25 protein-coding genes and 1 pseudogene are annotated in these 25,668 nt (G+C 70.2%); 12 read left to right on the forward strand and 14 right to left on the reverse strand.

Annotated features, from left to right (window positions below; all coding sequences use genetic code 11):
- The first annotated feature begins 109 nt into the window (after nt 1–109).
- Together ACWD4G_RS36345 and ACWD4G_RS36350 are read left to right on the forward strand one after the other, a co-directional pair.
- A complete protein-coding gene (locus ACWD4G_RS36345) occupies nt 110–1,420 on the forward strand; it encodes a Cmx/CmrA family chloramphenicol efflux MFS transporter (protein ID WP_451301349.1) in 1,311 nt (436 codons plus the stop codon).
- A 29-nt stretch (nt 1,421–1,449) separates the two neighbouring features.
- Nucleotides 1,450–2,547 (forward strand): GNAT family N-acetyltransferase, encoded by a 1,098-nt coding sequence (locus ACWD4G_RS36350; protein ID WP_451301351.1) that lies wholly within the window; start codon nt 1,450–1,452, stop codon nt 2,545–2,547.
- Between the two features lie 125 nt (nt 2,548–2,672).
- Here ACWD4G_RS36350 and ACWD4G_RS36355 read toward each other — a convergent pair.
- Both ACWD4G_RS36355 and ACWD4G_RS36360 read right to left on the reverse strand, forming a co-directional pair.
- Nucleotides 2,673–2,995, reverse strand: a pseudogene (locus tag ACWD4G_RS36355) (DUF4031 domain-containing protein).
- The gene (locus ACWD4G_RS36360) at nt 2,992–3,429 is read right to left on the reverse strand and encodes a hypothetical protein (RefSeq protein WP_451301277.1); all 438 of its coding nucleotides are present in this window, start codon (nt 3,427–3,429) and stop codon (nt 2,992–2,994) included. Before ACWD4G_RS36360 ends, ACWD4G_RS36355 begins: the two are co-directional and overlap by 4 nt.
- 69 nt (nt 3,430–3,498) lie before the next feature.
- Here ACWD4G_RS36360 and ACWD4G_RS36365 point away from each other — a divergent pair, with 69 nt between their 5' ends.
- The 4 genes from ACWD4G_RS36365 (at nt 3,499) to ACWD4G_RS36380 (ending at nt 6,660) form a co-directional block, all read left to right on the forward strand.
- On the forward strand, nt 3,499–4,491 hold the full coding sequence (locus ACWD4G_RS36365; RefSeq protein ID WP_451301279.1) for a MurR/RpiR family transcriptional regulator: 993 nt from the start codon (nt 3,499–3,501) through the stop codon (nt 4,489–4,491).
- A gap of 201 nt (nt 4,492–4,692) precedes the next feature.
- Complete coding sequence (gene murQ, locus ACWD4G_RS36370; RefSeq protein ID WP_451301353.1) at nt 4,693–5,586, forward strand: N-acetylmuramic acid 6-phosphate etherase; 894 nt, start codon at nt 4,693–4,695, stop codon at nt 5,584–5,586.
- A 197-nt stretch (nt 5,587–5,783) separates the two neighbouring features.
- Nucleotides 5,784–5,963, forward strand: coding sequence for a hypothetical protein (locus ACWD4G_RS36375; protein WP_451301281.1), 180 nt, complete (start codon nt 5,784–5,786; stop codon nt 5,961–5,963).
- 118 nt (nt 5,964–6,081) lie between these two features.
- Nucleotides 6,082–6,660, forward strand: a complete 579-nt coding sequence (locus tag ACWD4G_RS36380; RefSeq protein ID WP_451301283.1) for a hypothetical protein — start codon at nt 6,082–6,084, stop codon at nt 6,658–6,660.
- Between the two features lie 301 nt (nt 6,661–6,961).
- Here ACWD4G_RS36380 and ACWD4G_RS36385 read toward each other — a convergent pair whose 3' ends face one another.
- From ACWD4G_RS36385 to ACWD4G_RS36405, 5 genes are all read right to left on the reverse strand, one after another.
- Nucleotides 6,962–8,962, reverse strand: coding sequence for a hypothetical protein (locus tag ACWD4G_RS36385; RefSeq protein ID WP_451301285.1), 2,001 nt, complete (start codon nt 8,960–8,962; stop codon nt 6,962–6,964).
- Entirely contained in the window at nt 8,959–10,149 is a 1,191-nt protein-coding gene (locus tag ACWD4G_RS36390) for a 5'-methylthioadenosine/S-adenosylhomocysteine nucleosidase family protein (protein WP_451301287.1), read from the reverse strand. Before ACWD4G_RS36390 ends, ACWD4G_RS36385 begins: the two co-directional genes overlap by 4 nt.
- On the reverse strand, nt 10,150–10,905 hold the full coding sequence (locus ACWD4G_RS36395) for an NUDIX hydrolase (protein ID WP_451301289.1): 756 nt from the start codon (nt 10,903–10,905) through the stop codon (nt 10,150–10,152).
- A 427-nt stretch (nt 10,906–11,332) separates the two neighbouring features.
- Nucleotides 11,333–12,217: a SecDF P1 head subdomain-containing protein gene (locus tag ACWD4G_RS36400; protein ID WP_451301291.1), complete on the reverse strand. Its 885-nt coding sequence runs from the start codon at nt 12,215–12,217 to the stop codon at nt 11,333–11,335.
- Nucleotides 12,218–12,275: 58 nt separating this feature from the next.
- Entirely contained in the window at nt 12,276–13,064 is a 789-nt protein-coding gene (locus ACWD4G_RS36405) for a polysaccharide lyase family 7 protein (RefSeq protein WP_451301293.1), read from the reverse strand.
- A 275-nt stretch (nt 13,065–13,339) separates the two neighbouring features.
- On the opposite strand from ACWD4G_RS36405, the gene ACWD4G_RS36410 reads away from it, so the two are divergent.
- Entirely contained in the window at nt 13,340–15,574 is a 2,235-nt protein-coding gene (locus ACWD4G_RS36410; protein WP_451301295.1) for a serine/threonine-protein kinase, read from the forward strand.
- A gap of 41 nt (nt 15,575–15,615) precedes the next feature.
- Here ACWD4G_RS36410 and ACWD4G_RS36415 read toward each other — a convergent pair whose 3' ends face one another.
- Together ACWD4G_RS36415 and ACWD4G_RS36420 are read right to left on the reverse strand one after the other, a co-directional pair.
- Nucleotides 15,616–15,849: a hypothetical protein gene (locus ACWD4G_RS36415; RefSeq protein WP_451301297.1), complete on the reverse strand. Its 234-nt coding sequence runs from the start codon at nt 15,847–15,849 to the stop codon at nt 15,616–15,618.
- Complete coding sequence (locus ACWD4G_RS36420) at nt 15,846–16,121, reverse strand: hypothetical protein (protein ID WP_451301299.1); 276 nt, start codon at nt 16,119–16,121, stop codon at nt 15,846–15,848. Before ACWD4G_RS36420 ends, ACWD4G_RS36415 begins: the two co-directional genes overlap by 4 nt.
- A 114-nt stretch (nt 16,122–16,235) precedes the next feature.
- Between ACWD4G_RS36420 and ACWD4G_RS36425 the strand changes: the two genes are divergently transcribed.
- Both ACWD4G_RS36425 and ACWD4G_RS36430 read left to right on the forward strand, forming a co-directional pair.
- The gene (locus tag ACWD4G_RS36425; RefSeq protein ID WP_451301301.1) at nt 16,236–17,075 is read left to right on the forward strand and encodes a helix-turn-helix domain-containing protein; all 840 of its coding nucleotides are present in this window, start codon (nt 16,236–16,238) and stop codon (nt 17,073–17,075) included.
- Nucleotides 17,059–17,343 (forward strand): DUF397 domain-containing protein, encoded by a 285-nt coding sequence (locus ACWD4G_RS36430; protein WP_451301303.1) that lies wholly within the window; start codon nt 17,059–17,061, stop codon nt 17,341–17,343. Before ACWD4G_RS36425 ends, ACWD4G_RS36430 begins: the two co-directional genes overlap by 17 nt.
- Nucleotides 17,344–17,350: 7 nt before the next feature.
- Here ACWD4G_RS36430 and ACWD4G_RS36435 read toward each other — a convergent pair whose 3' ends face one another.
- Entirely contained in the window at nt 17,351–18,409 is a 1,059-nt protein-coding gene (locus tag ACWD4G_RS36435; protein WP_451301305.1) for a hypothetical protein, read from the reverse strand.
- Nucleotides 18,410–18,534: 125 nt separating this feature from the next.
- On the opposite strand from ACWD4G_RS36435, the gene ACWD4G_RS36440 reads away from it, so the two are divergent.
- From ACWD4G_RS36440 to ACWD4G_RS36450, 3 genes are all read left to right on the forward strand, one after another.
- Nucleotides 18,535–19,026 (forward strand): DUF4190 domain-containing protein, encoded by a 492-nt coding sequence (locus ACWD4G_RS36440; RefSeq protein ID WP_451301307.1) that lies wholly within the window; start codon nt 18,535–18,537, stop codon nt 19,024–19,026.
- Between the two features lie 121 nt (nt 19,027–19,147).
- A complete protein-coding gene (locus ACWD4G_RS36445; RefSeq protein ID WP_451301309.1) occupies nt 19,148–19,711 on the forward strand; it encodes a DinB family protein in 564 nt (187 codons plus the stop codon).
- Between the two features lie 290 nt (nt 19,712–20,001).
- A complete protein-coding gene (locus ACWD4G_RS36450; protein ID WP_451301311.1) occupies nt 20,002–20,877 on the forward strand; it encodes a hypothetical protein in 876 nt (291 codons plus the stop codon).
- 12 nt (nt 20,878–20,889) lie between these two features.
- Here ACWD4G_RS36450 and ACWD4G_RS36455 read toward each other — a convergent pair whose 3' ends face one another.
- The 4 genes from ACWD4G_RS36455 to ACWD4G_RS36470 all read right to left on the reverse strand — a co-directional run bounded on the left by ACWD4G_RS36455 (nt 20,890) and on the right by ACWD4G_RS36470 (nt 25,584).
- A complete protein-coding gene (locus ACWD4G_RS36455; RefSeq protein WP_451301313.1) occupies nt 20,890–21,561 on the reverse strand; it encodes a superoxide dismutase family protein in 672 nt (223 codons plus the stop codon).
- A 436-nt stretch (nt 21,562–21,997) separates the two neighbouring features.
- Nucleotides 21,998–23,152, reverse strand: coding sequence for an NADH:flavin oxidoreductase (locus tag ACWD4G_RS36460; RefSeq protein ID WP_451301315.1), 1,155 nt, complete (start codon nt 23,150–23,152; stop codon nt 21,998–22,000).
- Nucleotides 23,153–23,411: 259 nt separating this feature from the next.
- Nucleotides 23,412–25,034 carry a chaperonin GroEL gene (gene groL, locus ACWD4G_RS36465; protein ID WP_451301317.1) on the reverse strand — a complete coding sequence of 541 codons (1,623 nt, stop codon included), beginning with the start codon at nt 25,032–25,034 and terminating at the stop codon, nt 23,412–23,414.
- A 343-nt stretch (nt 25,035–25,377) separates the two neighbouring features.
- The gene (locus tag ACWD4G_RS36470) at nt 25,378–25,584 is read right to left on the reverse strand and encodes a cold-shock protein (RefSeq protein WP_030576453.1); all 207 of its coding nucleotides are present in this window, start codon (nt 25,582–25,584) and stop codon (nt 25,378–25,380) included.
- Nucleotides 25,585–25,668: the final 84 nt, after the last annotated feature.

Consider the following 25,668-nt stretch of genomic DNA (forward strand, 5'->3'; position numbering starts at 1 on the left):
GGGAATGCGCCCCGGCCCCCCGCCGTTGCCCTTGGATATGCCGCTCAACGAGTCCCCGTCCCCCGTCCCCGAGGCCCCCGGGGATTCCCGTCAAGCGGGCCCGCACCGGATACCCCTCTCCGTCTACGTCCTCGGGCTCGCCGTCTTCGCACTCGGGACGAGTGAGTTCATGCTCTCCGGGCTGCTGCCGCCCATCGCGGAGGACATGGACGTGTCCATCCCCCGCGCCGGCCTCCTCATCTCGGCGTTCGCGGTCGGGATGGTCGTCGGGGCGCCGCTGCTCGCCGTGGCGACGCTCCGCCTCCCCCGCCGTACCACCCTCGTCGCGCTGATCAGCGTCTTCGGAATCGGGCAGGTGGTCGGGGCCATCGCCCCCAGCTACGCCGTGCTCTTCGCCTCCCGGGTGGTGAGCGCGCTGGCGTGCGCCGGGTTCTGGGCCGTCGGCGCGGCCGTCGCCGTGGCGATGGTGCCGGTCAACGCCCGCGCCCGAGCGCTCGCCATCATGATCGGCGGATTGTCGATCGCGAATGTGCTGGGCGTCCCGGCGGGGGCGTTCCTCGGGGAGCGGTTCGGGTGGCGGTCGGCGTTCTGGGCGGTGGCGGTGGCCTCGGCCGTCGCGCTGGTCGGCGTCCTGACGCTCGTCCCGGCCATCCCGCGCCCCGACGAGCGCCCCCGGCTCGGCCAGGAGGCCCGGATCTACCGTGAACCGCAGGTCTGGCTGTCCATCGTGATCGTCGCGCTCTCCGCGGGCGGGGTGTTCTGCGCGTTCAGCTATCTCGCACCGCTGCTCACGGACGTGGCCGGGCTGGAGGACGGCTGGGTGCCGACCGTACTCGGCCTCTTCGGCATCGGGGCCCTGGTCGGCACGGCGATCGGCGGCCGGATCGCCGACGCGCACCTCTTCGGCGTCCTGCTCACCGGAATCGCCGCCTCCACCGCCCTCCTCCTCGCGCTGGCCCTGCTCGCCCAGTACGCCGTGGCCGCCGTGCTGCTCTCCTTCCTCATCGGAGTGTCCTGCTTCTACACGGCCCCCGCGCTCAACGCCCGTATGTTCAACGTCGCCGGCGCCGCCCCCACCCTCGCCGGGGCCACCACCACGGCCGCGTTCAACCTCGGCAACACCGGTGGCCCCTGGCTCGGCGGTGCCGTCATCAACGCCGGGTTCGGTTTCGCGGCGACGGCCTGGGCGGGCAGCGCGGTCATGGCCGCGGCCATCGGCGTCACCGCCGTATCGCTCCGCCTCCAGCGCCGCCACGACCGCCGACCCGACCGCCGGCAGGGCCGCGATCACCTCCGTACGGCCGTCTCCCGCGTCGTCGCCGGCGGCGAGGCGGGCGGCAAAGCCGGTGGCGAAGCAAGCGCCGAGGCCGGTGGCGAGAAGCGTGCGGCGGCCGTAAAACCGGTGCGCGGCGACGGCTGACCCCACCTATCCTCACCGCCATGCGACCAATGGGCGGGGAACAGGTACTAGAGGCCGTCGAGCACTGTGTCGAGGTGCTGGGGACGGCGATCGACCGGGACTGGGAGGGGGTCACGGCGGGCCGGCTGGACTGGAGCTGCCGGGGGACGGCCGATCACATCGCCTCCGATCTGCTCGCGTACGCGGCCCAGTTGGCGGGACGGGCGACCTCGGCGTACGTGCCCTTCGACATCGACACGAAGGAGTGCGACGGCCCCGCCGACCTGCTCCACGTCATCAGGACGACCGGCGTCCTGCTCGCCGCGACCGTCGAGACCACGCCCCGCGAGGTGCGCGCCTTCCACCCGTACCCCTTCCGCTGGGCCGACCGCGAGGGCTTCGCGGCGATGGGCGTCACCGAGGTCCTGCTGCACACCTACGACATCGCCGAGGGCCTGGGGCTGCCGCCGTACGAGGTCCCGGTCGACCTGTGTGAGTCGGTTCTCGCCCGCCTCTTCCCCCATGTCCGCCCCGGTGACGACCCCTGGGCGACCCTCCTGTGGGCCACCGGCCGGGGCGACCTCCCCGACCGTGCGCCGGTCACCGGGTGGCGCTGGAACAACCCCCTCCACATCCCCGCCGAACGGCTAGTGCTCCAGGGTGTCCACCCGGCCGCCGCCGAGGACCTCGCCAAGGGCGGCACCGGCGGCTTCGAGTGGATCGAGGGCGGCCCGATCGAGGGCACACGGTCCGGGGCGACCATCCTCGCCAAGGCGTACCGGGCGGGCGTCCACCGAGCGGAGTGGGGCATGTTCGCGCTGGTCAGGAAGGACGACGGGCTCGCCGTCGGCGCGCTCGGCTACCACGGGGTGCCGGACGAGGAGGGCCGCGTCGAGATCGGGTACGACCTGGTCGAGGGGGCGCGGGGACACGGCTATATGACCGAGGCGCTGCGCGCGCTGGCCGAGTGGTGCCGGGAGCGCGCCCGCGAGCGGGGAGACGTACGGTCCCTCTTCGCCGTCGTCGACAAGGTCAACACCGCTTCGCAGGGCGTCGTCACCCGGGCCGGATTCGCACAGGTGAGCGACGACTGGGGCGACGGGGAGCACGGGCCGGAGTTCGCGTACGAACTCCGGCTGCGCGCCTGAGGTACACCGGGCCCCACCGTTCCCGGTTTCGGCGCATACACGTCGCACGCGACCGTACGGGGCGCACGCATGCGCACACCGGGTGCTAGGAGGCACCGAGGCGCCCGGAGCACACGAGGGGCTCCTCAACGACGAGGGGTGCCGGGGCTGAGCCCCCGCCGCTTCGGCCGTCTCAGCCCCGCCCCCACCAGCCTCCGCAGCAGCTCCTTCGACCCGACCTCGACGGCCCCGGCCCGCACGATCTCGTCGTAGCGGTGGGCCGGGATGTCGATGGGGGTCCCCCGCTCGAGCGAAGCCGAGAGTGGGGGAGATCGCGCTCGAAGGCCCGCTCGGGGATGCCCAACTCCCGGGCGAAGGCGTGCAGTTCGTCGAACGAGACATCGCTGACGAGGTGGGACCAGAGACGGCCGTGGCCCGGCCAGGTGGGCGGGTCGATGTAGAGCGTCACGCCGTACTCCCACTGCCCGCCGCGCCCCCGCCCGTACCCCCGGTCGCCTTGGCCAGCGCCCCCACCGCAGCGACCCGCACGCCCGCCTTGTGGCACACCCAGTGCGGATCGGGGCCCAGCTCCGGCTCCACCTCAAGGGCGTGGGGATCACCGCCGCCGCAGACGGGGCACAGGGGCCAGCGGCCGTACCGTTCCAGCAGGGCGTCCTGTACGTCCTGCGCGACCAGCCCGGCGACGTACGCGGCACCCTCCGGCCACTGCCGCACCCACCACCGCCGCCGCACGACGGACTCCTCGACCATCGAGACGACATCCGCCTCGGCGACGTCCCCCGCGACGAGGTCGGCGATCACGAGCGCGCGAGCGGCGTGCAGCGCCTGTTCGAGGGGCCCGAGGGGATGGTCGGGGTGGACGGGGTCACTGCCGGAACTCATGCCCCCATTGTGCGCACCGTTGCCCCCAACCCTTGACCCCACCACCAGGCGGAAAATATCTTTCAAGGTGTGAGCGACGACGTGAAGGAATTTTTCTCCACCGCCGAGGCGCCAGCCGAAAGCCCTACGGAGGGCCCCGCCGACCAGCCCAAACCCAAGCCGCACGGTTCGCACACCCCACCCGCCCCCGCCGCCCTCGCGGCGAAGGTGCGGACGCTCACGCCCTCCATGACCCGTTCCATGCAGCGCGTCGCGGAGGCGGTCGCCGGCGACCCGGCGGGCTGCGCGGCGCTCACGGTCACCGGTCTCGCCGAGCGCACGGGCACCAGCGAGGCCACGGTCGTCCGCACGGCCCGCGTCCTCGGCTACCCCGGCTACCGCGACCTCCGCCTCGCCCTCGCCGGCCTCGCCGCCCAGCAGCAGTCGGGCCGCGCCCCCTCGGTCACGGCGGACATCGCGGTCGACGACCCGCTCCCCGACGTGGTCGCCAAGCTCGCCTACGACGAGCAGCAGACCCTCGCCGACACAGCCGCCGCCCTCGACATGATCCAGCTGGGCGCGGCGGTCCACGCGCTCGCCGGGGCCCGCCGGATCGACATCTACGGCGTCGGGGCGTCCGGCCTGGTCGCCCAGGACCTGGCCCAGAAGCTCCTGCGCATAGGGCTCATAGCCCACGCGCACAGCGACCCGCATCTCGCCGTCACCAACGCGGTCCAGCTGCGCGCCAAGGACGTCGCCGTCGCGATCACCCACTCCGGTTCGACGGGCGACGTCATAGAACCGCTGAGGGTCGCCTTCGACCACGGGGCCACGACGATCGCGGTCACCGGCAGACCGGACGGCCCCGTCACCCAGTACGCCGACCACGTACTGACCACCTCGACGGCCCGCGAGAGCGAGCTGCGCCCCGCCGCGATGTCGTCCCGGACGAGCCAACTGCTGGTGGTGGACTGCCTGTTCATCGGGGTCGCCCAGCGCACGTACGAGTCGGCGGCGCCGGCCCTGTCGGCGTCGTACGAGGCGCTGGCCCACCGACACCGGAGCGGGGGCCCGTCGCGATAGTACGGCGCCGCAGCCGTCGTACTACGGCGTACGGCACCGAAGCCGCCCATGGGCCCGCTGAGAGCACCGCACGAAAAGAGTCGCCCCATGCCGTCGTCCCCGTCGTCCCCGTCCTCCACCCCCTCTCCCCTCCCCTCTCCCGTCCCCACCCCCTCCCTCACCCCCTCCGCCCATCATCTCTCCGTACGGGCCGAGTTGGAGATGCTGACCACCGAGGCGTTCCGCCCGGACCTCGCGGACATCGACCGGCTCCCCACCCTCGACATCGCCAAGCTGATGAACGGCGAGGACGCGGCCGTCCCGACGGCGGTGGCCGCGCGGCTGCCCCTCATCGCGGCGGCGATCGACGCGATCGCGGAGCGGATGGCGCGCGGCGGCCGGTTGATCTACGCGGGCGCGGGGACGGCGGGCCGGCTGGGCGTGCTGGACGCGTCCGAGTGCCCGCCGACGTTCAACACGGCCCCCTCGCAGGTCGTGGGCCTGATCGCGGGCGGCCGGGAGGCGGTGGTCACGTCGATCGAGGGCGCGGAGGACTCGGCGGAGCTGGCGCGGACCGACCTGGACGCACTGGGTCTGACGGCCGAGGACACGGTGGTGGGCGTATCGGCGTCGGGCCGTACGCCGTACGCGGTCGGGGCGGTGGAGTGGGCGCGGACGTACGGGGCGTTGACGGTGGGCCTGTCGTGCAACGCGGGCAGCGCGCTCGCGGCGGCGGCCGACCACGGCATCGAGATCGTGGTGGGCCCCGAGCTGGTCACGGGCTCGACCCGCCTCAAAGCGGGCACGGCCCAGAAGCTGGTGCTCAACATGCTCTCGACGATCACGATGATCCGGCTGGGCAAGACGTTCGGAAACCTGATGGTCGACGTACGAGCCACCAACGACAAACTGCGGGCCCGCTCGCACCGCATCGTGGCACTGGCGACCGGCGCGACGGACAACGAAATCGAGCAGGCCCTGACGGCGACGGGCGGCCAGGTGAAACACGCCATCCTGATCATCCTGAGCGGAACGGACGCGACCACGGCGACGCGTCTCCTCACGGAGAACGAGGGCCATTTGAGAGCGGCGTTGGCAGCAGCAACGAACAAATAGCCAGCCCGAACGAACAAGCAGGCAGCCCGAACGGACAAGTGGACAGCCCGGCAGACAGCCCGAACCCCCATGCATCCATGCGCCCCCGTACTCCCCACCCCTCGTCTCCCGCGATTCGCCATGCTGGCCCAGCAAATCGCGACAGCACACAGTGCCCGGTACACAGTGCACCGCGCACAGTCCGAGGGGAGACCGCCTTGCTGGACCTGCTGGCCCTGCTCCTGTTCTTCTCCGCCTTCTTCCTCGTCGTCCTGGGCGCCCCCCAGATGCGAGGCCCCGAACGCCCGGCGCTGCCGTGGCGGATCGTCTACGTGACCGGCCTGGCCGTCCCGCTGATATCGGCGACCCTGGCGGCCCGCGCCGACGCGGCCCTCTGACGACCCACGCGCGCCACCCGTGCCTGCCACCCCCCACTGTCAGTGGCGTATGGCACGGTGGTTGTACTCGTACGCACCACGCCGACGCCGAACCCACGACACAAGAGGGACGACTCCCGTGAACCACGCCCAGCTCACCGCGCTCGGCCGGGCCCTGCGGCTGCTCGGGGAGCACGGTGAGTCATTGACCGCCGACACCCCGGACGCCCGGCTGCACGAGGTGAAGGCCGACATCAGACGCGCCCTGGAACTGCTGGACGAGTCGGTCACGACGGCGGCCCCCACGACCCGCTGCGCCGAGCACCCGAACGGCCCGGTGGACGAGGAGGCCCCGGACCGCTGTCTGCTCTGCGAGACCCGCCGCCGAGCCGCCCGCCGCAGCGAGGTGAACGACAGCTACGGCCCGCCCCGCCCCACCGGTACGGCCGCCCCGGCCCCGTCGCGTTACGGCGTACGGGACGACCGCCCCCAGCCCCAGCAGCGCTGGCTCCCCGAGTCCTGGAACGGCCAGGTCTGGCACCTGTGCGGCACCCCCCGAAGAGACCGCCGAGAAGCAGAGCTCTACCTGGCCGCCCAACGCCGAGGCCCCCGCCCCGCCCTCGCCTACCGCCTGATCCACGAGTTCACCGACTACGAAATCCTCCGTATATGGGGCGAACCAACCCGCACAGACCCCGAGCCCCTGAACAACTTCTAACGCAGGCAGCCACCCCAGCTACGCACAGCCGTCGTAGCTGCGGCCAGCCGCCCTAGCTGCGGCCAGCTGTCGTAGCTGCGGGCAATCACACCGCCGGGCCAGCCACCCACCCGGCAGCCGTCGTAGCTGCGGCCAATCGCACCGCCGGGCCGGCGGCCCACCCCCCCTCGCCATAGCTGCGGGCAATCGTGCCGCTGGGGCGGCACGGGTGGGCGCAGCGGCACCCTGCACGCGCCGGTAAGCGAAACCCCGGCCCGGCCCACACCACCCCCGGGCGCCCCACAACCAGGCCCCGGCAGGGTCAGTCCGCCGCACGGAAGGGCGGCAGGTTGTTCGGATTGTTTCGTTCGATCCACCCCTTTCCGTCCGCCGCGATTCCTTCCAAGAGACGGAAGGTATGGATGAAACCAGCCGAAGTGAGATTGATTTCAGCGATTTCCTGGGCGTTCTCATCCGGCGCCAACTGATGGGTGTCGGCGTCCTTGACCCGAATGTTCCGGGCAGGCCCGTTGGTGAGGACCAGCTCCAGGTCGTAACCGACATCGGCACGCTCCGTGACCTGCACGGACGACAACGCGTCAAACCGATAGTTGCTCCGCTGCTCAACCCCACGTTTCCCATCGGTGAAATCGAATTCCGTACTGATTTCACGAACACCGTCCTGCGTGACCAGGAAAAGACGGAAGCTGTAGCGCGAGTATCGCCAAGGACCGCCCCTCACACGCCCTCGCTTGTAGGGACGCGCCGGCGTCAAGAGGATGGTGTGGGTGATCAGATCGCGCCAGGTGAGCTGGTAGTGCCGGAGCGCTTCGTCGACGAACAGCGTCTTGTCGCAGGTGAGCCACGTCTCCATCTCCAGCTCACTGGGCCGCGTGGCGTCCAGCAACGACTTCCAGTTCTGGTACGCGGCTTGCCGCGCGTTCAGCCGCTCTTCATATTCCGAGGTCTCCTCGGCCATGCGCCGCTCTTCCCCCCGCGCCTCCAGCCACGAGAACGCGGCCGCGCGCCCGCACAGGACCGCAGCGACCACGGCCGGGATGGCCAGCTGCAACCGCGACCCCCCGTCACCCGAGGCCACCGTTCCGAGCAGCGCCAGAGTCGTCACACCGAGCGCGATGAGGGCGATCACACACAGCGCCTTCGCCACCGCCACGGCCACCGTCTGATTCTGGTGGCGTTGATCGAACAGAGTGCCTCTGTGATGACGGTCCCGGGCATCCTCGGCGAGATACCGGATCAGCCATTTGACCCGGTCCACACTGATACGGCTCTCCCGGTAGAGAAGCGCGATCTCGGCGACGAGGCCGTTACGGATGTGGACGGTGAGCCCGAGCCATTCCTGCGGGGCGAGTCCATGGGGCACGCGGACACTGAAGTAGTGGTCGAACTCATGACGGACACGGTTGGTGAACCCGTCCCCGGGAAAGGCGGGATCGCGCATGTGCGGGACCTGCGCCGCCGGGCTGGACTGACCGTTCCCGGCCTTCAGCTGATGTTCCTGGTACCACCACCGGCTGCCGAAGTGACCCGCGGCCAGCCCCGCCCCGAGCGCCACCACCAGCTCGATGACCGCCGCGGCCGGATTCGCGATCAGCGCCAAGATCCACAGGAGTGCGGTGCTGACGCCGAACAGACCGGCGCGGAGCGGGAGAGCCGCCCGGGCGGCGGCGGCGGTGCTCGGCCGGGGCGGCATGGCCCGTGCCCCGATCGGGTCGGGCTCGAAATAGGCCCAGACCCGCTTGACCCGGTCGTTGCCGAAGCGATCCGCCTCGGCCCGCTCCCGGTTCTCGGCCCACAGGCCGTCCTTCAGCGCTCCGGTGAGGACGAGATCGAGGTGGCGGAGGATCTCGTCACGCCGCCGAGGCGACAGGGCCCGCAACCGCTCCAGTACGCGTCCTGTCTCGCCGTCCGCGGTGCTGAGCATCGCCAGCAGTTCGAAGGCGACACGCAGAGCGTCCTTCCACTCCCCGTCGGCGTAGGTCTTTACGAGCCCGGAGGCGTGGTGCAGCCGCTGGAGTTCTTCGCCACTGAGGTCGTGGTAGGCGCGTGCGCTGAGCATGGCGAGCACCCAGTGGAAACGGACCTCCGCGTTGTCGTGTCCGTGGGCGATCGCGTCACTGATCATGTCGCGAGCACGGCTGGGGATGCCGTCCTCCAGGAACCGCACACCGACCCTGTACTTCTCCTGAGGCGACGCGTCAGGATGGACGAAGTAGACGTTGGAATTGTGTACGGTCTCGGCCTGGATGCCCACATTGGAGTGTTCGGCCGAATTGTGCGTGACACCGCTGCCGTCGATCATGACAAGTCACCCGCCGCGACGACCAGGGGTGCCAGCCGGGCCACAAGTTCGGGAAACTCCGCGATCAGACCGCGTAACCTCTTGAGCGCCATGGTCGCCCTCTTGGACGATTCGGGCGTGTTCTCCCTTGCCGCCCGGCGGGCGAATCCCAGCTCGGCCAGCGCCTCCCGGTGGGTGTCGTCGTCGAGGGTGCCGTCGGCGTGGTAGCGCTTCAGGTGTTCGCGGATACCGTCCAGTTCCGCGACCAGGTCCGCCGCGCCGGTCGTTTTCGGGTCGGCGTTCACATGGACGCTGCTCCCGGTGACCGAGCCGGCCATGATGCCGACGGTGCTGCCATGAGCGGTGTTGACGACGGTGCTGCCATGGGCGGTGTTGACGACGTGCCCTGTGACTCCGTCTGCCGTACGGGACCTGTCTGCCTGGGACATTGCGATCTGCTCCTGTTCTTCCACCAGTTCCACGGCCAGCCGGGTGGCGAACGCCGCCGCGTTCACCGCGGCCCGTGGCTGCCAGCTACGGTCCTTCGCGCTGCCCTTCGTACCGTCCGCCCGGTCGCTGATGCCCCGGATGATGGCCACCGGTGCCCCGTTGAGATGGCCGGCCTGCGCCACACCGGCGGCCTCCATCTCGATCGCGAGCGCGTCGTTGTAGTGCTGCCGAATCCACCGCGCCTCGGCCGAGATCGTCGAGTTCTGTACGACCTCGCCGGCGGCGATCGCGCCGAAGTGCACCCGTGGCGCGCGCCCACGACCGGGGGTGTCGTCGGCCCAGTCGTTCACGCGCGCCAGATGCGAGGCGAGTTGGCTGACGCCGTGCGCCGTCTCCCACACCCGGGGGCGGGCCTTGAGTCCGTCGTCCTCGCTGGTCCCGCCGTGGTAGGCGTACACGTGTGTCGCCATCACCACGTCGCCCAGCCTGGCGGTGTCCCACAGGGCGCCGGCGACGCCGACGAACAGCACGGCCACGGGCGAGAATTCCTGGATCGCGCGCTCGGCGATCACCGCGGCGGAATGATTGCCCTTGTTCGTCAGGCCGAGCGCGACACGGCATGAAGCGCCCTTGACGGTTCCCACCTCGAACCGCGTCCCACGCTCATGGCGGTGCACCCGTGGACCGGCCAGTTTCCGGCGGACGGCCTCGTATTCGAGATTGAGGGCGGTGAGAATCACCACCAGGTCTTTCGACATCTAGTTCCCTTCCTCTCTCGTTCCCTCTCTCGGTTCCTCTTCCGTCCTGGACGGCACAGGTCGGATCAGTGGTGGGAACAGCACCGTCTTCGGACCGGCCCGGTACAGCCGCGCGGGCCGTCCTCCCGTGGTCCTGCGTCCCGAGCCGGCGGGGGTGATGAATCCCTTTACGGCCTGGACTTTCCGGTAGAAATTACGGGTGTCGAGTTCGGTGCCCCAAACCGCTTCGTACACCTTCTGCAACTCGGCTATGGTGAACAGTTCTCCGCAGAATGCCGTGGCCAGCGCCGTGAATTCGAGCTTGGTACGCGCGCGTTCGATTCCGTCCGTCACGATCCGGCGGTGGTCGAAGGCGAGTTCCACCTCACCGGACAGGACGGCTTCCGCCGGAACCCATGCGGCATCCGTCGCATCGGTCCCCGCGACCGGTTCGGGGAGTCCCGGCGCGATCGCCAAGTGGGCCACGGAAACGACGCGTCCCCGTGGATCACGGCCCACGTCCCCGTAGATGGCCAACTGCTCAAGATGCGCTCCCCCGGCTGCGAGAGCGGTCTCCTCACTCAGCTCCCGGTGAGCGGCGTCCAGGATCTCCTCACCCGCGTGATTGAGAAACCCACCAGGCAGAGCCTGCATGCCCCGAAACGGATCTTCCCCCCGCTCCACGAGCAGCACACACAGCCGCCCCTCACGCAGCGTCAAAATCACAAGATCAACCGTCAGCAGCACAGGCGTAGGTGACCAAACGTCAGCTTGCATGCCACCAACGGTACTTGGGTTCCTGTCACTTTAACAAGAAGTGCGCACCAAAGCCCGCCCTAGCCGCGGGCAACCGCCCTAGCCGCGGGCAACCGCAGCCGCCATAGCTGCGGGCAACCGTGCCGCCGGGCCGACGCCCACCCGGCAGCCGCCATAGCTGCGGCCAATCGCACCGCCGGGCCGGCGACCCACCCCCCTCGCCCTAGCTGCGGGCAACCGCAACCGCCATAGCTGCGGGCAATCGTGCCGCTGGGGCGGCACGGGTGGGCGCAGCGGCACCCTGCACGCGCCGGTAAGCGAAACCCCGGCCCGGCCCACACCACCCCCGGGCGCCCCACCCGCACAGTTCCGCACCCCCGCCGCCCTAGCTGCACGCACTCGCGCCGCCGGGCCGCCTGCCCACCCCCGCCACACCAACCCCCGCCGCCTAACCCCCCGGCAGCCGAGCCACATCCGACACGGTCAGACGTACCGGCAGGGCCCCCGTACTGAGCTGGGCGGCCAACTGCTCGGCCTCCTCCCGAGTGAAGCTGCCGGAGATCTCCGCCTCACCCCCGGTGATCGCGGAGGCCACATACGGCGCCGACACGACGACCCCGTCAAGCACGATGGCGAACTGGTTCTTCGGCGACACCTGCATGGCCAACCGCCCGGTGACATCAGCGAACCGCCCCGCCCCCGCCGAAGTGAACTCCAGCTTCACAAACCACCCCATCCCCCGCTCGGAGTCGAACACCGCCTCCGCCGAGGACACATCCGAACCAGGCACGGCAACCGCTTCAAGCCGGTACGAGTACCGCGTACTCTCCAACTCCCCGCACGCGGTAACCGGCTCCGACACCTCCGCATCCACCGCCGCCCGGCACTCGCTCTCCCCCGCCGCGTCCCCCTTCGCCAACACCACCTGGCTCAACACCGGCCGGAACCCCAACTCGGCCGCCTCCCCGAGCGATTCCAGCGAGGCCCGCCGCCCCTCCGGCCCCACCACGGTGATCCGCCCCGCGTCCTCGACGGTGACCTCGACCCCGTCCAGCCCCGCGACCTCCGCCCGGTCCCGTATCAACTCGGCGGTACGCTCCAGCCCCGCCGAGTCCGAGGACTGCCCGGCGGCGGGCGCGAACGTCACCACGGTCCGCCCGGCCGCGAGACCACCGTCACCCCCACCACCGTCGGCCCCACCCCCGGACCCCCCACACGCCCCCAGCGCCAGAACCAGGCTCACCCCCACCCCCAGCCCGGCCACCACCCGAGCCGCCCGAGTCAACCGAGCCAACCGCCCCACCCGCGCCCCACACTCACCCAAGTCGCCCATATCACCATCGTGACAGCAACCCCCTCGCGTGCACAGCCAGTCGGCCACGTCCCGCGACTCAGGAGTGGGTGACCTTCAGGTCCGAGATCCGCACCTCACCGAAGTTGTCGTCATCGCACGGATCGGAGTTGTCGCAGTTGGCCTGGGTGTAGGCGCCGGCCTTGAAGTAGTTGGTGTCGCCGTCGTGGGAGATCGTGGTCTCCAGCCGCCCGTTGTAGTAGACGTCGATCTCCCCGTCCTCCGCGACGAACTTCGCGTCGAAGTAGGTCCCCAACTCGTACTCGTCGGTGACGAGATGGTGGTGCCGGTCGTCCCCCTCGGTGATGTACAGGCTGCTGCCCTCCAGCCGGAAGACGGTCACGTCGTCGTCCCCGCCGTGCACCTGCGCGCCGACCACATGCGGCTTGTCCTCGGGCAGCGCCATGAACGCCTCGGTGACCTCCAGGGTGTGCGTACCGTCGGACGTCGACCACTCGGCCTCGTCCTCACCCCCGTCGGTCATCTCCCGCAACTCGGCCCGTGGATAACTGGACCCCCCGGTGGTCACCCCGTTCACGGCCGCCCGGAACCGCACCGCGTCACACCCCCCGGCGACCCGGAACCACGGGCTGGAGGAGAAGGTGTCCAACTCCGGCTGCCGGATCTCGGCCGGGTCCTCGTCCTCCCCGGTGGGCAGCGTCAACTTCCAGTCACTCAGATCAAGAACATCCGCCGGATACGAACACCGCGCCCCCGCACCACTCTGTACGGCCTGCACGGCCTGCGCGGGCTGCGTGAGCGCGACGGCCGAAACAAGAGACACAGCCACGGCGGCACAACTGGACAAGACGGCACGAGTTCCAGGCATAGGGGCACGCCCTCCCACTAGATGTCCAAGGCAGCCGCGACGGTACCTCCACCCCCCGGGGACCGGTCCCGAGCCCCTGGCTTTAGGGGCGCGGGGAACTGCGCGAACAACCCCCACCCACCCGCACCCGCGTACGCCCCCGCATCTCCCGAGCTATTAGGCACCCAACCCCCATGGGTACACCTCATGAAGGCTCTGCGTAGACCCCCCACACAGCACAGCACACGCAGTAGTTTCAACCACGAAACAGTGACCGGAACGAAGGGATTTGCTCCGTGGGACCCGGAGACGAGTTCGCCGGCAGATACGTCCTCAAGGAAGTCATCGGCGCGGGCCGAAGCGGCGATGTCTGGCTGGCCCACGACAAGGTGGTCGGCCAGGACGTCGCCCTGAAACCCGAGCGGGTCACGGACGAGGGCGAAACAGGCCTACGACGACTGCTGGGCGAACCCAGGGCGATGGCGAAGTTCCGCGACCACCCCCACGTAGTCACCCTGTACGACGTACTGACCGTCCCCCCGCCCGAAGCGGAGACGAAGGCGGAGACGGACGCGGAGCCCGACCAAGGCTCCGCCGAAGGCCAGCGCTCCGCCGAAGGCCAGCGCTCCGCCGAAGGCCAGCGCTCCGCCGAAGGCCAGCGCCCCGCCGAAGGCCGAGGCTCCGCCGAACCGCCCGCCCCCACCCACTGGTTCGTCATGGAGTACGTCCCCGGCGGCGGCCTGGACCGACTCCCACCCGTCTCCCCGGAACGCGCCGCCCGCATCGGCGTCCAACTCGCCGACGCCCTCGCCGCCCTCCACACCGCCGGTGTCGTCCACTGCGACGTCAAGCCGGCCAACATCGGCCTCACCCGGCGCGGCGAGGCGAAGCTGCTGGACTTCGGCGCCGCCTACCGGGTCGGCGGCACGGAGACCGTCACGGTCAACGGCCCCTTCAGCTACACCCCCGACTTCGCCGCCCCCGAACTGGCCCGGGGCAACATCCCCCGCCCCGCCTCGGACGTCTTCTGCCTGGCCACCACCCTCTACGCCCTGGTCACCGGCTCCCCACCCCGAGGCAACGAGCCCCAGTCCTACGACCCCGACGCCACCCCCGACCACAACCCTGATGGCACCCCCACCAACAACCCCGACAACAACCAGGACTCCTGGGAGAACGACAAACGCTTAGCGCACTGGAAGGCCGAACAGGGCGTCGTAGAGATGAACGCCGACGCGGTGGGCCCCCTCCACCCCGTCCTCACCGCGATGCTCCACCGCGACCCCGACCGACGCCCCACCGCCACCGAGACCGGCCGCCTCCTCGCAGCCGCCGCCGGCATCACCTCGCGTCCCCTGGAGGAGACCCCTCCCGGCCCGCCCGCACAGGACCCCCTTCCCGAGCCCCCCGTACGGGAAGAGCCCCCCACCCCCTCCCAGGAGAAGCCCACCGTCCCCTGGCCGCCGAACAAAGAGTCCGCCCCCCGCCGCCCCCGCCGTCTGCTGGTCGGAGCCACCGCCGCCCTCGGCGTAGCCGCCCTCGCCCTCGCCCTCGTCCTCGCCGACAACGGCGACGCCACGGACAACAAGAACACCACCGGAACCGGAGCCGGAACCGGGACCCCCACATCCACCCCGACCGGCACCGCACAAAGCCTGATCGGCGACCCCCACACGGTCGACCTCTGCGGCGCGATCGACCTGACCGCCCTCCGCCAGTTCGGCGACGCCCAAGTCGACCCGGACTTCGGCAACTTCGACGTCTGTGACGTGATCCTCCGCCCCAACGGCCCCGACGACGAGACCCGGATGGACGTCTCGTTCCATCTGCGCCCGGGTGACCGGCCCGAGGCGGCGACCCCCGCCGAGACGGTCGGCCGCATCGGCATCCTGGAGGAATCCCCGGAGGACGACGAATGCGTACGTGTCCTCCTGCCGCCCCCGGCCACCACCACGACCGGCGCCGACGACGCCCTCCTCAACGTACGGGTCAACGAGGAGGACGGAACCGTGACCGGCGGCGCGGCCACCCTGTGCACGGTCGCCGACGCGGCGGCCAAAGGCGCGGCCGAGGTGATGAACGAGGGCCCACTCCCCCGGCGTTCGTCGCCGTACCCCAAGAACTCCCTGGCCTGGAAGAACGCCTGCGCCCTCGTCGACGACAAGGCCCTCTCCGCCCTCCCCGGCCTCAAGGACGACGAACCGGAGAGGAGCGTGGCCGACTGGCACTGCAAGTGGTCCGACGCCACCAACGACTTGGAGGCGTCGGTCTCCTTCCACCGCGACCAGCCCAAGTCGGCGGCGGACGGCGAGGCGCTGAAGATCAACGGCTACGACACCGTCGTCTCACCGAAGGACGGCAGCCCGAACAAGTGCACGGCCTACGTGAAGTACCGCGAGTACCCCGGCCAGAACACCGAGACGTACGCCGAGATGGTCCGCCTGGACCTCTACGGCACCCGCCCCACCACCCAGCTCTGCGCCATGGCCAAGGAACTGGCCACCTCGGCCACGGCGAAGCTGCGCGGCTGAGCGGGTGAGCGGCTGAGCCGGGGGGAGGCGGGCCGGGCCGCTCAACCCGGCAGCCGTCCCTCCCGGTTGACCTTGCGCACCCGGGCCCGCAGCACCTCCCCCGGCTGCGCCTCACGCATCGCACCCGGGGGACAGTCCCATTCGCGCCCGCCGCCGATCGGCCGCAGCTGCACATAGCAGCCCTCGTGCCCTATCACCTCCCCGACCCGCCCGTCCCGCACGTCCACGGCGTACGACCGCCCGTCAGCGGCGTCTCTCACCTCGGCGGCGGTCACGTGATCGCCTCCGCCTCGTCGGACTCCGGCTCGGGCTCGGGAACGGTACGCAGCACGTCCGCGAGCCGCGCGGCGACGAGGAGGTTGCAGCGGCCCAACGACACCAGGGGGTACGGCAGTTTACTGGCGCCGGAGACCGGGTCGACGCCGAGCGACGGCAGGATGATCCCGACCCGCCGCAGCGCCGAGTCCAGATCGGCGACGGCCTCCTCGGTGGTGAGCCCCTTCTTGGGCTTCCAGGTGTCCGCGTCGTACATCTCTCTGTTTTTCATGAAGCGCCCTTCCACGCTGAGTTCCGGATTCGGCACACAGAGTGTCCGGTAAGGACCTAGCCTGGCCAGACAGGACGCCTCAACATCGAAGCTGCTGGACTGGGAGTTGTGGCCATGCCAGGACCGAAGGACCTCGACCCGTCGTCATCACCCCGCGCCATGCTGGGCGCGGAGCTGCGGCACGCCAGAGAACGAGCGGGCCTCAGCCAGGAGGAACTGGGCCAGCGGCTGTACGCGAGCGGTTCGTTCGTGGGCCAGCTGGAGTCGGCGATCCGCCGCATGAAACCCGACATGGCCCGCCTGATCGACCTGGCCCTGGACACCGGGGACTTCTTCACACGGAACTGCAAGGCCGCCTCCAAGTCCCGCTATCCGGAGCACTTCGCAGAGGCGGCCGAGGCGGAAGCGGAAGCCATCGCGATCAGGGAGTACGCGCCGACGCTGATCCCAGGTCTGCTCCAGACTCCCGCGTACGCACGGGCCGTGAATCGCGCCTACGCACCGACGGCCCCAGAGGAAACCATCGACGAGTGGGTAGCGGGCCGGATGGCACGGACCCGCCTGCTCGACGATCCGACAAAGCCTTTGTTGTGGGCGGTGCTTGACGAGGCAGCGCTGCGCCGGGTGACCGGCGGCCGGGCCGTGATGGCGGAGGCCCTGACGCATGTGGCGAGCCTGATCCGCAAGAACCGGGTCATCGTGCAGGTACTGCCCTTCAGCGCGGGAGCCCACACGGCGATGGAGGGCGCACTGAAGCTGATGGAGTTCGAAGACGCCCCTCCGCTGGTCTACTTCGAGGGTCCCCACGTCGGGCGGCTGGAGGACGACCCGGCCCTCGTCTCCCAGCTGAAGCTCACCTTCGAACTCCTCGCGGCCTCCGCACTCCCCCCAGAGAAGTCCCTGGCCCTGATCGAGGAGTTGGCGCAGGATTACACCCATGAGGAACATTCCTGACCACGTCCTGAGCACCGCCGTATGGCGCAAGTCCAGCTACAGCGGCGGCAGCGGCGGCGACTGTCTGGAAGTCACCCGCTGGCGCAAGTCGACGTACAGCGGCGGCGGTGGCGGCAACTGCCTCGAAGTTGCCACCCCCCACCCCACCGGAACCACCGGACCCCTCATCCCAGTCCGGGACTCCAAGAACCCCCTCGGCCCGAAGCTCGTCTTCCGGGCCGAGGCATGGTCGGCATTCGTCGAAGACCTCAAACAAGCGACCAGTTGAAGCCCTGTCACTCGGGAAGGCGGGCGACCGCCTTGGGGGCCAGCTCCTGGGCGAGGGAGCACAGCTTCTCCTCCGACGAGTCGCCGGTGACTCCCACCGACACCACCTCGGTGCGCCCCTCGGCGGTCGGCCCGGCCTCGCCGTACTCGACGTCGACCGAGCAGGTCGGCATGCTCGGCCCGAGCCCCCAGCCGATCTCCTCGGCGGGGCTGTACTGCACCGCCGCCTTGCGGCCCCCCACCGTGAGCGGGCGTCCCTCCAGCGCGTCGTCGACGTGCTGGAAGAGGATGTGCAGATGCGGTTTCTCGATGTTCCCGGGGCCCCAATAACAGCTCTGACGAGTGAACTCGGCGTTCACGTCGCCGGGGTCGATGTCCGGGACGCGCGCCGCCTCGCTCTCCTTGATCAGGTCGCACGCGTCGAGGTTCGCCAGCGAGTCGGGGGCATGGCGGGCGGAGGGAAGGTCGCCGGACTTGAGCAGGCGGATGACGTCGTCGGCGGCGCTGTCGGCGATCCGGCAGGCCTGGGTGCCCGACTCGTCTCCGTAGACGCCGATCGCGACCGCCGCCGTCCGTTCCCGCACCACCACATCGCGCGTGCAGTTCTTGTCGCCGGTGAGGTCGCCGTAACTCTCGGTCTCGTAGACGGTGACGCCGTCCCGGAGCACGGGCGTCGGGGCGGGACCGTACGCCGACACATCGCTCGGCCCGGACTGCAGGTCCACGAAGACGGAGACGGTGTGCTCGCCCGGTACGTCGAGCACGATGTCGCACTGGCCGTAGCTGATCCCCCGGTCGTACTCGGGCTTCCCGAACTCCGCGAGCACCTTCTCGCCGATCAGCTCGCAGGGATCGGAGCCCCGCAGCTCCTCGGGGGTGACGGACAGGGCGACCTCGGTGGGCGCGGAGGGTGTGGAACCGGGCGCGGTGGGTGTGGAGTCCGCCGAGGCGGGAGGCGAGGCGTCCTCGGACGCGTTGTCCCGCGCCGAGCATCCCGCCACGAACAGCACGACGGCCAACGCGGACAAGCCGCGCCGGAGACGCTGATCAAGATCGAATCGCGGCATACCGGGACGGTAGACCCACAGTTCCGGGACCGGTCCCGGACGGCCGGCTCCACGCCTCGCTCGGGACCCCTCCCCACCCCTCCATGGCAGCCTCCGGCAAACGCTCGCGCCACGAGGAGGGACCCATGTCCACGCCGTCCGACCCGGGGCCCACGCCGTCCGACCCGGCCCCGCAGGTGAACGCCCCAGCCCCGCAGGTGAACGACCCGGCCCCGCAGGTGAACGCCCCAGCCCCGCAGGTGAACGACCCGGCCCCGCCGCCCCCGTCCGAGTCGCCCGCCCCGGCGCCCCCGACACCGCCGCAGCAGCAGCCGCCGACGCACGCCGATTGGCCCGCCTACCCACCCCACCCCCACCCGTACCTCTACCCCTACGCACCCCCGCCCCGGACCAACGGGTTGGCCGTCGCGTCCATGGTGTTGGGCATCATCTGGATCTACTGGATCGGCAGCATCCTCGCGCTGGTCTTCGGCTACGTGGCCCGCAAGCAGATCGAGGAACGCAACGAAAGCGGTGGGGGCATGGCCACCGCCGGAATCGTGCTCGGCTGGGTGGGCATCGGGGTGCTGTCGCTCCTCCTGGTCATCGCCTTCGCCTCATCGGCCATGGCCCCCTGACGGAACCCTCTGGGCTCCGGATCAGCAGAGGACAGAACCTGTCCTAAATCCCTCCTAGCGTGGTCTCACCGACGGAACAGAACCCCCGGACATTTCCCGGGCATTCCATGGAGGCCACCCCATGAGCGAGACCAGCGAGACCACGACCGTGAGCATCCCCGCCCCCACCACCACGCTCACCGGCGAACGCGCGGACCTGCTGGAGTCGTTGACGCTCCACCGCAACTTCCTCCGCTTCACCACCCGCGACCTCACCGACGAACAGGCGGGCCTGCGCACCACGGCCAGCGAACTCTGTCTCGGCGGCCTGATCAAGCACGTCACGTCGATGGAACGCATGTGGGCGGAGTTCATCCGCAAGGGCACGTCGGCGATGCCCGACTTCACGGCGATGACGGAGGCCGACCAGGCCCGCTACGCGGACGAGTACAAGATGCTCCCCGGCGAAACGCTGGCCGGCGTACTGAAGGAGTACGAGGAGGTGGCCCGAAGCACGGACGAGTTGGTGGCCACCCACCCGGACCTCAACGAGTCCCACCCGCTCCCCAAGGCGCCGTGGTTCCCCCCGAACGCCAGCTGGTCCGCGCGCAGGACCCTCGTCCACATCATCGCGGAGACCTCGCAGCACGCGGGCCACGCGGACATCATCCGGGAGTCCCTGGACGGCGCGAAAACGATGGGCTGACCCCAGCGGAACAGCCCCGAGGCTCAAGCGCCAAGCCCCACACGCCGAGCCCTGAGCCCTCTTTTCGAGGAACGGGAGGTGGGTCTCAACCCACCCTCCCACCCAGCGAGTTGACTTCTCGCATCCGAGTTGCCACAGACAGTCACGACGGTCTAGCGTTCCCACAGACGCAACAGCCCCCGCCGGATGGGCCAACATCCAAACGGGGGCTTAACCACAAGATCGAAGGAACAGACTCCGATCCCATGACTGTCACCCAGCTTAGTGCTGCCTCGCTTCCCTCGCACCCCATGTCCAGGCCGGGCTACGGCAAACGCACCGCCTCGGACCAACTCCGCCGCACGGCCCACGACTTCGCGCATCTCGCACCCCGCGAGGCGGCCATCGCGTCGTACATCGACCGCCTCCCCGAGGGCGCCGACATCTCCGTGAAAACGCTGGCCAAGAACCTCCCGTACGGCCAATGCGCCCTGCGCACCGCCCTCAACAGGCTCCAGACGGCGGGCCATCTGCGCCGGGGCCGCGAGTGTGTGACCGGCGAATCCGGCAGCTCCCACTGGATCACCCGAACGTGGTTCTCGCGTACGCCGAGGGACGACACGTGGTGGGCGAGGTTCACGAGGGGCGACGTACACGAGTCGAACGAGGACGGCGACCCCGACCCGGCCCGAGCGACCCGGACCCCCGAGCGCACAGGTACCGCCCCCGCCGCCGCCCCCACCCGCTCGCGCGCCCTCGTCCTCCTCGCCGCCCTCGGCCGTACGACCCCGGCCCTGTCCCTCTCCCAGGCGGAGTGCGTGACGCTGGCCCCCCTGCTCCAACCGTGGCTGGAACGGGGGGCGACGGACGAGTACGTACACCTGGCCCTGACGTCCGGCCTGCCCACCCCGATCCACAGCCCGGCCGCGCTCCTCCGTACCCGTCTGCGCGACAAACTCCCCCCGGAACCACCGCCGTCGGCCCCCGAGCCGTCCCGCCGGGGCCCCCTCCGCATGCTGGAATGCGCGACCTGCCGCGCCCCGGGCCGCCCAGAGGCCCTACCCGGCGGCACCTGCGGCCCCTGCCGGGGCGAACCCACCCCGCCCCGGCCCAAGGCACCCGTCCCCGCGCCCTCGATCCACGCCCGCGCGGCCGAGATCCGCGCGGCCATGTCCCAACGACGTTGACGGCCTACTGGCCTACTTGAAGGGCACGTTCACGCAGGCCAGGCGTGCGCCCGCGGTTCCGGCGTGGCCCTCGTGCGTGGAGGTCGCCGCCTCGTGCACCACCACGGAACGGGCCCCGCCCTCGCGGAACCGCCAGTCGACGACGGCGACGGACCGCCCGGAGCCATCGCCGTTGGCCTTCACGTCCAGCCACACCTCGTTCTCGGGGTTGGCGTACGCGGGGTCGACGGAGGGCTGCACGGGGTCCACCGCGTCCTGGTAGTGCGGCCCGGCGTCGGCGGGCAGCTTGCCGCACGGCTTGGTGTGGACATGGGCCCCGTATACGCGGTTCTCGACGAGCCCCCGCAGCCGCAGCTCGATGCGCGTACCGCCGTCGCGCCGCAGCTCCTCCTTGACCTGCACCCAGGAGGTGAGCGGCACCAGTTCGGTGTTGTACGTGACGGCCGGCGCCACGTCCGCCGTGCCCGCCGGTGCGAACGCCGCCCTGACGACGAGCCTCTCCACCGGCTTCTTGGCCTTGAGGTCGACCTTGACCTCGGCCCTGACGTCTGCCTTGACGGCGGCGGGTTCGGCCTCGCTGGCGCCCGCGTTGGCGGCGGCGACAAGGCCACCCGCCGCCCCGGCCACGGCCGCGCCCACCGCGACGAACCGCTTGAACCTGCTGCTGAACTTGTGTCGTGCCATGAGAACTCTCGTCCCGTTCGTGGGGGGTGAAGGGGGGAGCGGTCGCACACACAGAATCCCCAACTACCGCGCGCACAGCGACAGTTGGGGCACCGGGCGACTTCGCCTCTCGACCCTACAACGCCCTTTTCAACGGAAGAGGCCCACTACCGCCGGGTACTGGGGAGACTTGGCGAAAGCCCCTCACGAGGTCCCCGGTGACGACGACGACGCCAACGCCCCTCAGATGCCCCACCGCGGCAAGCAGTCCCGTCCGGCGGGCAATCGTGCCACTGGGGCTACCGCCCACCCGCCGTAGCTGCGGGCAATCGTGCCGCTGGGCGGCACGGGTGGGCGCAGCGGCACCTCGTAACCGCCGGCCCGCCCGCCCGTCCGGCACCCGGCCCAGCCGGGACGGCTCGGCCCCGGTTGACCCAGGCCGCCCAGCCGAGGCCGCTCAGCTGAGGGTGTGCAAGGACTGTGCCTCGAACGGCTTCAGTTCTTCCGCACGCCCCGCGAGGACCTTCGCCGCCCACTCGGGGTCCTGGAGCAGCGCGCGGCCGACGGCGACGAGGTCGTACTCCTCGGCCTCCAGGCTGTCCAGCAGATCGTCGATGCCCTTGACCGGGGAGCCCTCGCCGGCGAAGCCGCGCAGGAAGTCACCGTCGAGGCCGACCGAGCCGACGGTGATGGTGGGCTTGCCGGTGACCTTCTTCGTCCAGCCGGCCAGATTGAGATCCGATCCCTCGAACTCGGGCAGCCAGTAGCGCCGGGTGGAGGCGTGGAAGGCGTCGACACCGGCGGCGGCGAGGGGCGCGAGGACGGCGTCCAGTTCCTCGGGCGTCTCGGCCAGCCGGGCGTCGTAGTTCTCGGACTTCCACTGCGAGTACCGGAAGATCACGGGGAACTCGGCCGACACGGACTCCCGCACGGCGGCCACGATCTCCGCCGCGAACCTGGTACGGGCGACCTGGTCACCCCCGTACGCGTCGGTGCGCCGGTTGGTGCCGGCCCAGAGGAACTGGTCGATGAGATAGCCGTGCGCGCCGTGCAGCTCGACCCCGTCGAACCCGATCCGCTCGGCAGCGGCGGCGGCCTCGGCGAACGCCCCGATGACATCATCGACATCCCGCTGGGTCATGGCCTTGCCGGTGCCCTCGGTGCCGTCCAGCCGAATCCCGGACGGCCCGACGGCGGGCGCGTCCTCGAACGGCGGCTGCCCCTGCTCCCGCACCATCCCGATGTGCCACAACTGCGGCACGATCTTCCCCCCGGCCGCGTGCACGGCCTCGGCGACCTTCGCCCACCCCGCGAGCTGCTCCTCCCCGTGGAACCGCGGAATGCTCGCACTCTGCCCCGCCGACTCATGCCCGACATACGTCCCCTCGGTCACGATCAGCCCCACCCCGGCCCCGGCCCGCCGCCCGTAGTAGGAGGCCACATCCGCCCCGGGCACACCCCCCGGCGAGAACTGACGCGTCATGGGCGCCATCACGATCCGATTGGGCACGGTCAGCCCGTTGATGACCACGGGCCGGGAAAGAACCTCAGCGGCACGGGAGGCGGAGGTGGTGGGGGTCGTGGCAGAGGTAGCGGTGGTGGGGGTGGTCACGCGGGGACTCCTCGCAGAGGTCGGCCGGACATCGAATAGGTGATCCATACGGCGGTACATGCACGCGCATGAACTGCCGTAGGGATCAACCTCCCCGGCCCGCACGGCATTCCACCGCCGGACCTCCCGCACTGTGACCCCGGACACGCACCCGCCCGGCCACACCTCCCGGCCCCGCACACGCCCGAGGGCGGCACCCCCCGTGTGAACAGGGGATGCCGCCCTCGGTACTGAAGACGTCGATCAACCGCCAGGTCGATCAGAAGTCCATGTCACCGCCCGGCATACCGCCACCGGCGGGCGCGGCGGCCTTCTCCGGCTTGTCGGCGATGACGGCCTCGGTGGTGAGGAAGAGCGCGGCGATGGAGGCGGCGTTCTGCAGAGCGGAGCGCGTGACCTTCGCCGGGTCGATGATGCCTTCCTTGACCAGGTCGACGTACTCACCGGTCGCGGCGTTGAGGCCGTGACCCGGGGTGAGGTTGCGGACCTTCTCCACCACGACGCCACCCTCAAGGCCGGCGTTCACGGCGATCTGCTTCAGCGGGGCCTCAAGCGCCAGCTTGACGGCGGCGGCACCGGTGGCCTCGTCGCCCTCCAGCTCCAGCTTCTCGAAGACCTGCGAGGCCTGCAGCAGGGCCACGCCACCACCGGCGACGATGCCCTCCTCGACGGCCGCCTTCGCGTTGCGAACGGCGTCCTCGATGCGGTGCTTGCGCTCCTTCAGCTCGACCTCGGTCGCGGCACCGGCCTTGATGACGGCCACGCCGCCCGCGAGCTTCGCCAGGCGCTCCTGGAGCTTCTCGCGGTCGTAGTCCGAGTCGCTGTTCTCGATCTCGGCGCGGATCTGGTTGACCCGGCCCTGAACCTGCTCGGAGGAGCCGGCACCGTCGACGACAGTGGTCTCGTCCTTGGTGATGACGATCTTGCGGGCACGGCCCAGGAGGTCCAGGGAGGTGTTCTCCAGCTTGAGACCGACCTCCTCGGAGATGACCTCGCCACCGGTGAGGATGGCGATGTCGTTCAGCATCGCCTTGCGGCGGTCACCGAAGCCCGGCGCCTTGACGGCGACGGAACGGAACGTGCCGCGGATCTTGTTGACGACCAGGGTCGACAGGGCCTCGCCCTCGACGTCCTCGGCGATGATCAGCAGCGGCTTGCCCGACTGCATGACCTTCTCCAGGAGCGGGAGCAGGTCCTTGACGTTGGAGATCTTGGAGTTGGCGATGAGGATGTAGGGGTCCTCAAGCACGGCCTCCATGCGCTCCATGTCGGTCGCGAAGTACGCCGAGATGTAGCCCTTGTCGAAGCGCATGCCCTCGGTGAGCTCAAGCTCCAGACCGAAGGTCTGCGACTCCTCGACGGTGATGACGCCTTCCTTGCCGACCTTGTCCATGGCCTCGGCGATCAGCTCGCCGATCTGGGTGTCGGCGGCGGAGATGGAGGCCGTGGAGGCGATCTGCTCCTTGGTCTCGACCTCCTTGGCCTGGTCGAGCAGCGCACCGGAGACGGCCTCGACGGCCTTCTCGATACCGCGCTTCAGAGCCATCGGGTTGGCACCGGCCGCGACGTTGCGCAGGCCCTCGCGTACCAGCGCCTGGGCGAGGACGGTCGCGGTGGTCGTACCGTCACCGGCGACGTCGTCCGTCTTCTTGGCGACTTCCTTGACCAGCTCGGCGCCGATCTTCTCGTACGGGTCTTCGAGCTCGATCTCCTTGGCGATGGAGACACCATCGTTGGTGATCGTGGGGGCGCCCCACTTCTTCTCAAGGACGACGTTGCGGCCCTTGGGGCCGAGGGTGACCTTGACGGCGTCGGCGAGCTGGTTCATACCGCGCTCAAGGCCGCGCCGCGCCTCCTCGTCGAACGCGATGATCTTGGCCATGTGAAGTGGTCCCTCCAGGACTGGGGGTGATTCCTTCGGACCGCGCCCGCGCCCGCGACGGACGGCTCGCACACCTCGTGGTTCCATGCCCCACCTGGCCTGCGGGCCTCACCGACCCGGTCCTTCTTTGTCACTCTCACCTTCAGAGTGCTAACGCCAATGATTAGCACTCGACCATGCCGAGTGCAAGCGCCTACCAATGATCCGCAGGTGAACGCGCCCGTGGACACCCGTGCGTACGCCCGCTGGGCACACATGCAGAAGGGCTCGCACCCCGTGCCCGGGATGCGAGCCCTCCGATGAAGAACGAAGAACGTCGCTGCGAAAGAACCGGCGCGTTGCTTCAGCCGGCCGCCACGCGGACCATGTCCGCCTGCGGCCCCTTCTGGCCCTGCGAGATCTCGAACTCGACCCGCTGACCCTCTTCCAGAGTGCGGTAGCCGTCCATCTGGATGGCGCTGTAGTGGACGAATACATCCGCACCACCGTCGACCGCGATGAAGCCGTACCCCTTCTCCGCGTTGAACCACTTGACGGTGCCCTGAGCCATGCCTAACTCCCCTATTACTGGCCCTTGCACAGATCCACACTTCGCGGACCCGGGTCAGACCTCACCCCCCAACGGTTGGGGGCG

Source organism: Streptomyces sp. NPDC002643 (assembly GCF_053592555.1).

Excerpts from the sequence above, each read along its gene's own strand:
- ACWD4G_RS36350 (WP_451301351.1), top strand. The coding sequence starts at position 1,450 with ATGGGCGGGGAACAGGTACTAGAGGCCGTCGAGCACTGTGTCGAGGTG.
- ACWD4G_RS36360 (WP_451301277.1), bottom strand. The coding sequence starts at position 3,429 with ATGAGTTCCGGCAGTGACCCCGTCCACCCCGACCATCCCCTCGGGCCC.
- murQ (WP_451301353.1), top strand. The coding sequence starts at position 4,693 with ATGCTGACCACCGAGGCGTTCCGCCCGGACCTCGCGGACATCGACCGG.
- ACWD4G_RS36385 (WP_451301285.1), bottom strand. The coding sequence starts at position 8,962 with ATGATCGACGGCAGCGGTGTCACGCACAATTCGGCCGAACACTCCAAT.
- ACWD4G_RS36390 (WP_451301287.1), bottom strand. The coding sequence starts at position 10,149 with ATGTCGAAAGACCTGGTGGTGATTCTCACCGCCCTCAATCTCGAATAC.
- ACWD4G_RS36395 (WP_451301289.1), bottom strand. The coding sequence starts at position 10,905 with ATGCAAGCTGACGTTTGGTCACCTACGCCTGTGCTGCTGACGGTTGAT.
- ACWD4G_RS36400 (WP_451301291.1), bottom strand. The coding sequence starts at position 12,217 with ATGGGCGACTTGGGTGAGTGTGGGGCGCGGGTGGGGCGGTTGGCTCGG.
- ACWD4G_RS36405 (WP_451301293.1), bottom strand. The coding sequence starts at position 13,064 with ATGCCTGGAACTCGTGCCGTCTTGTCCAGTTGTGCCGCCGTGGCTGTG.
- ACWD4G_RS36420 (WP_451301299.1), bottom strand. The coding sequence starts at position 16,121 with ATGAAAAACAGAGAGATGTACGACGCGGACACCTGGAAGCCCAAGAAG.
- ACWD4G_RS36425 (WP_451301301.1), top strand. The coding sequence starts at position 16,236 with ATGCCAGGACCGAAGGACCTCGACCCGTCGTCATCACCCCGCGCCATG.
- ACWD4G_RS36430 (WP_451301303.1), top strand. The coding sequence starts at position 17,059 with ATGAGGAACATTCCTGACCACGTCCTGAGCACCGCCGTATGGCGCAAG.
- ACWD4G_RS36435 (WP_451301305.1), bottom strand. The coding sequence starts at position 18,409 with ATGCCGCGATTCGATCTTGATCAGCGTCTCCGGCGCGGCTTGTCCGCG.
- ACWD4G_RS36440 (WP_451301307.1), top strand. The coding sequence starts at position 18,535 with ATGTCCACGCCGTCCGACCCGGGGCCCACGCCGTCCGACCCGGCCCCG.
- ACWD4G_RS36445 (WP_451301309.1), top strand. The coding sequence starts at position 19,148 with ATGAGCGAGACCAGCGAGACCACGACCGTGAGCATCCCCGCCCCCACC.
- ACWD4G_RS36450 (WP_451301311.1), top strand. The coding sequence starts at position 20,002 with ATGTCCAGGCCGGGCTACGGCAAACGCACCGCCTCGGACCAACTCCGC.
- ACWD4G_RS36455 (WP_451301313.1), bottom strand. The coding sequence starts at position 21,561 with ATGGCACGACACAAGTTCAGCAGCAGGTTCAAGCGGTTCGTCGCGGTG.
- groL (WP_451301317.1), bottom strand. The coding sequence starts at position 25,034 with ATGGCCAAGATCATCGCGTTCGACGAGGAGGCGCGGCGCGGCCTTGAG.
- ACWD4G_RS36470 (WP_030576453.1), bottom strand. The coding sequence starts at position 25,584 with ATGGCTCAGGGCACCGTCAAGTGGTTCAACGCGGAGAAGGGGTACGGC.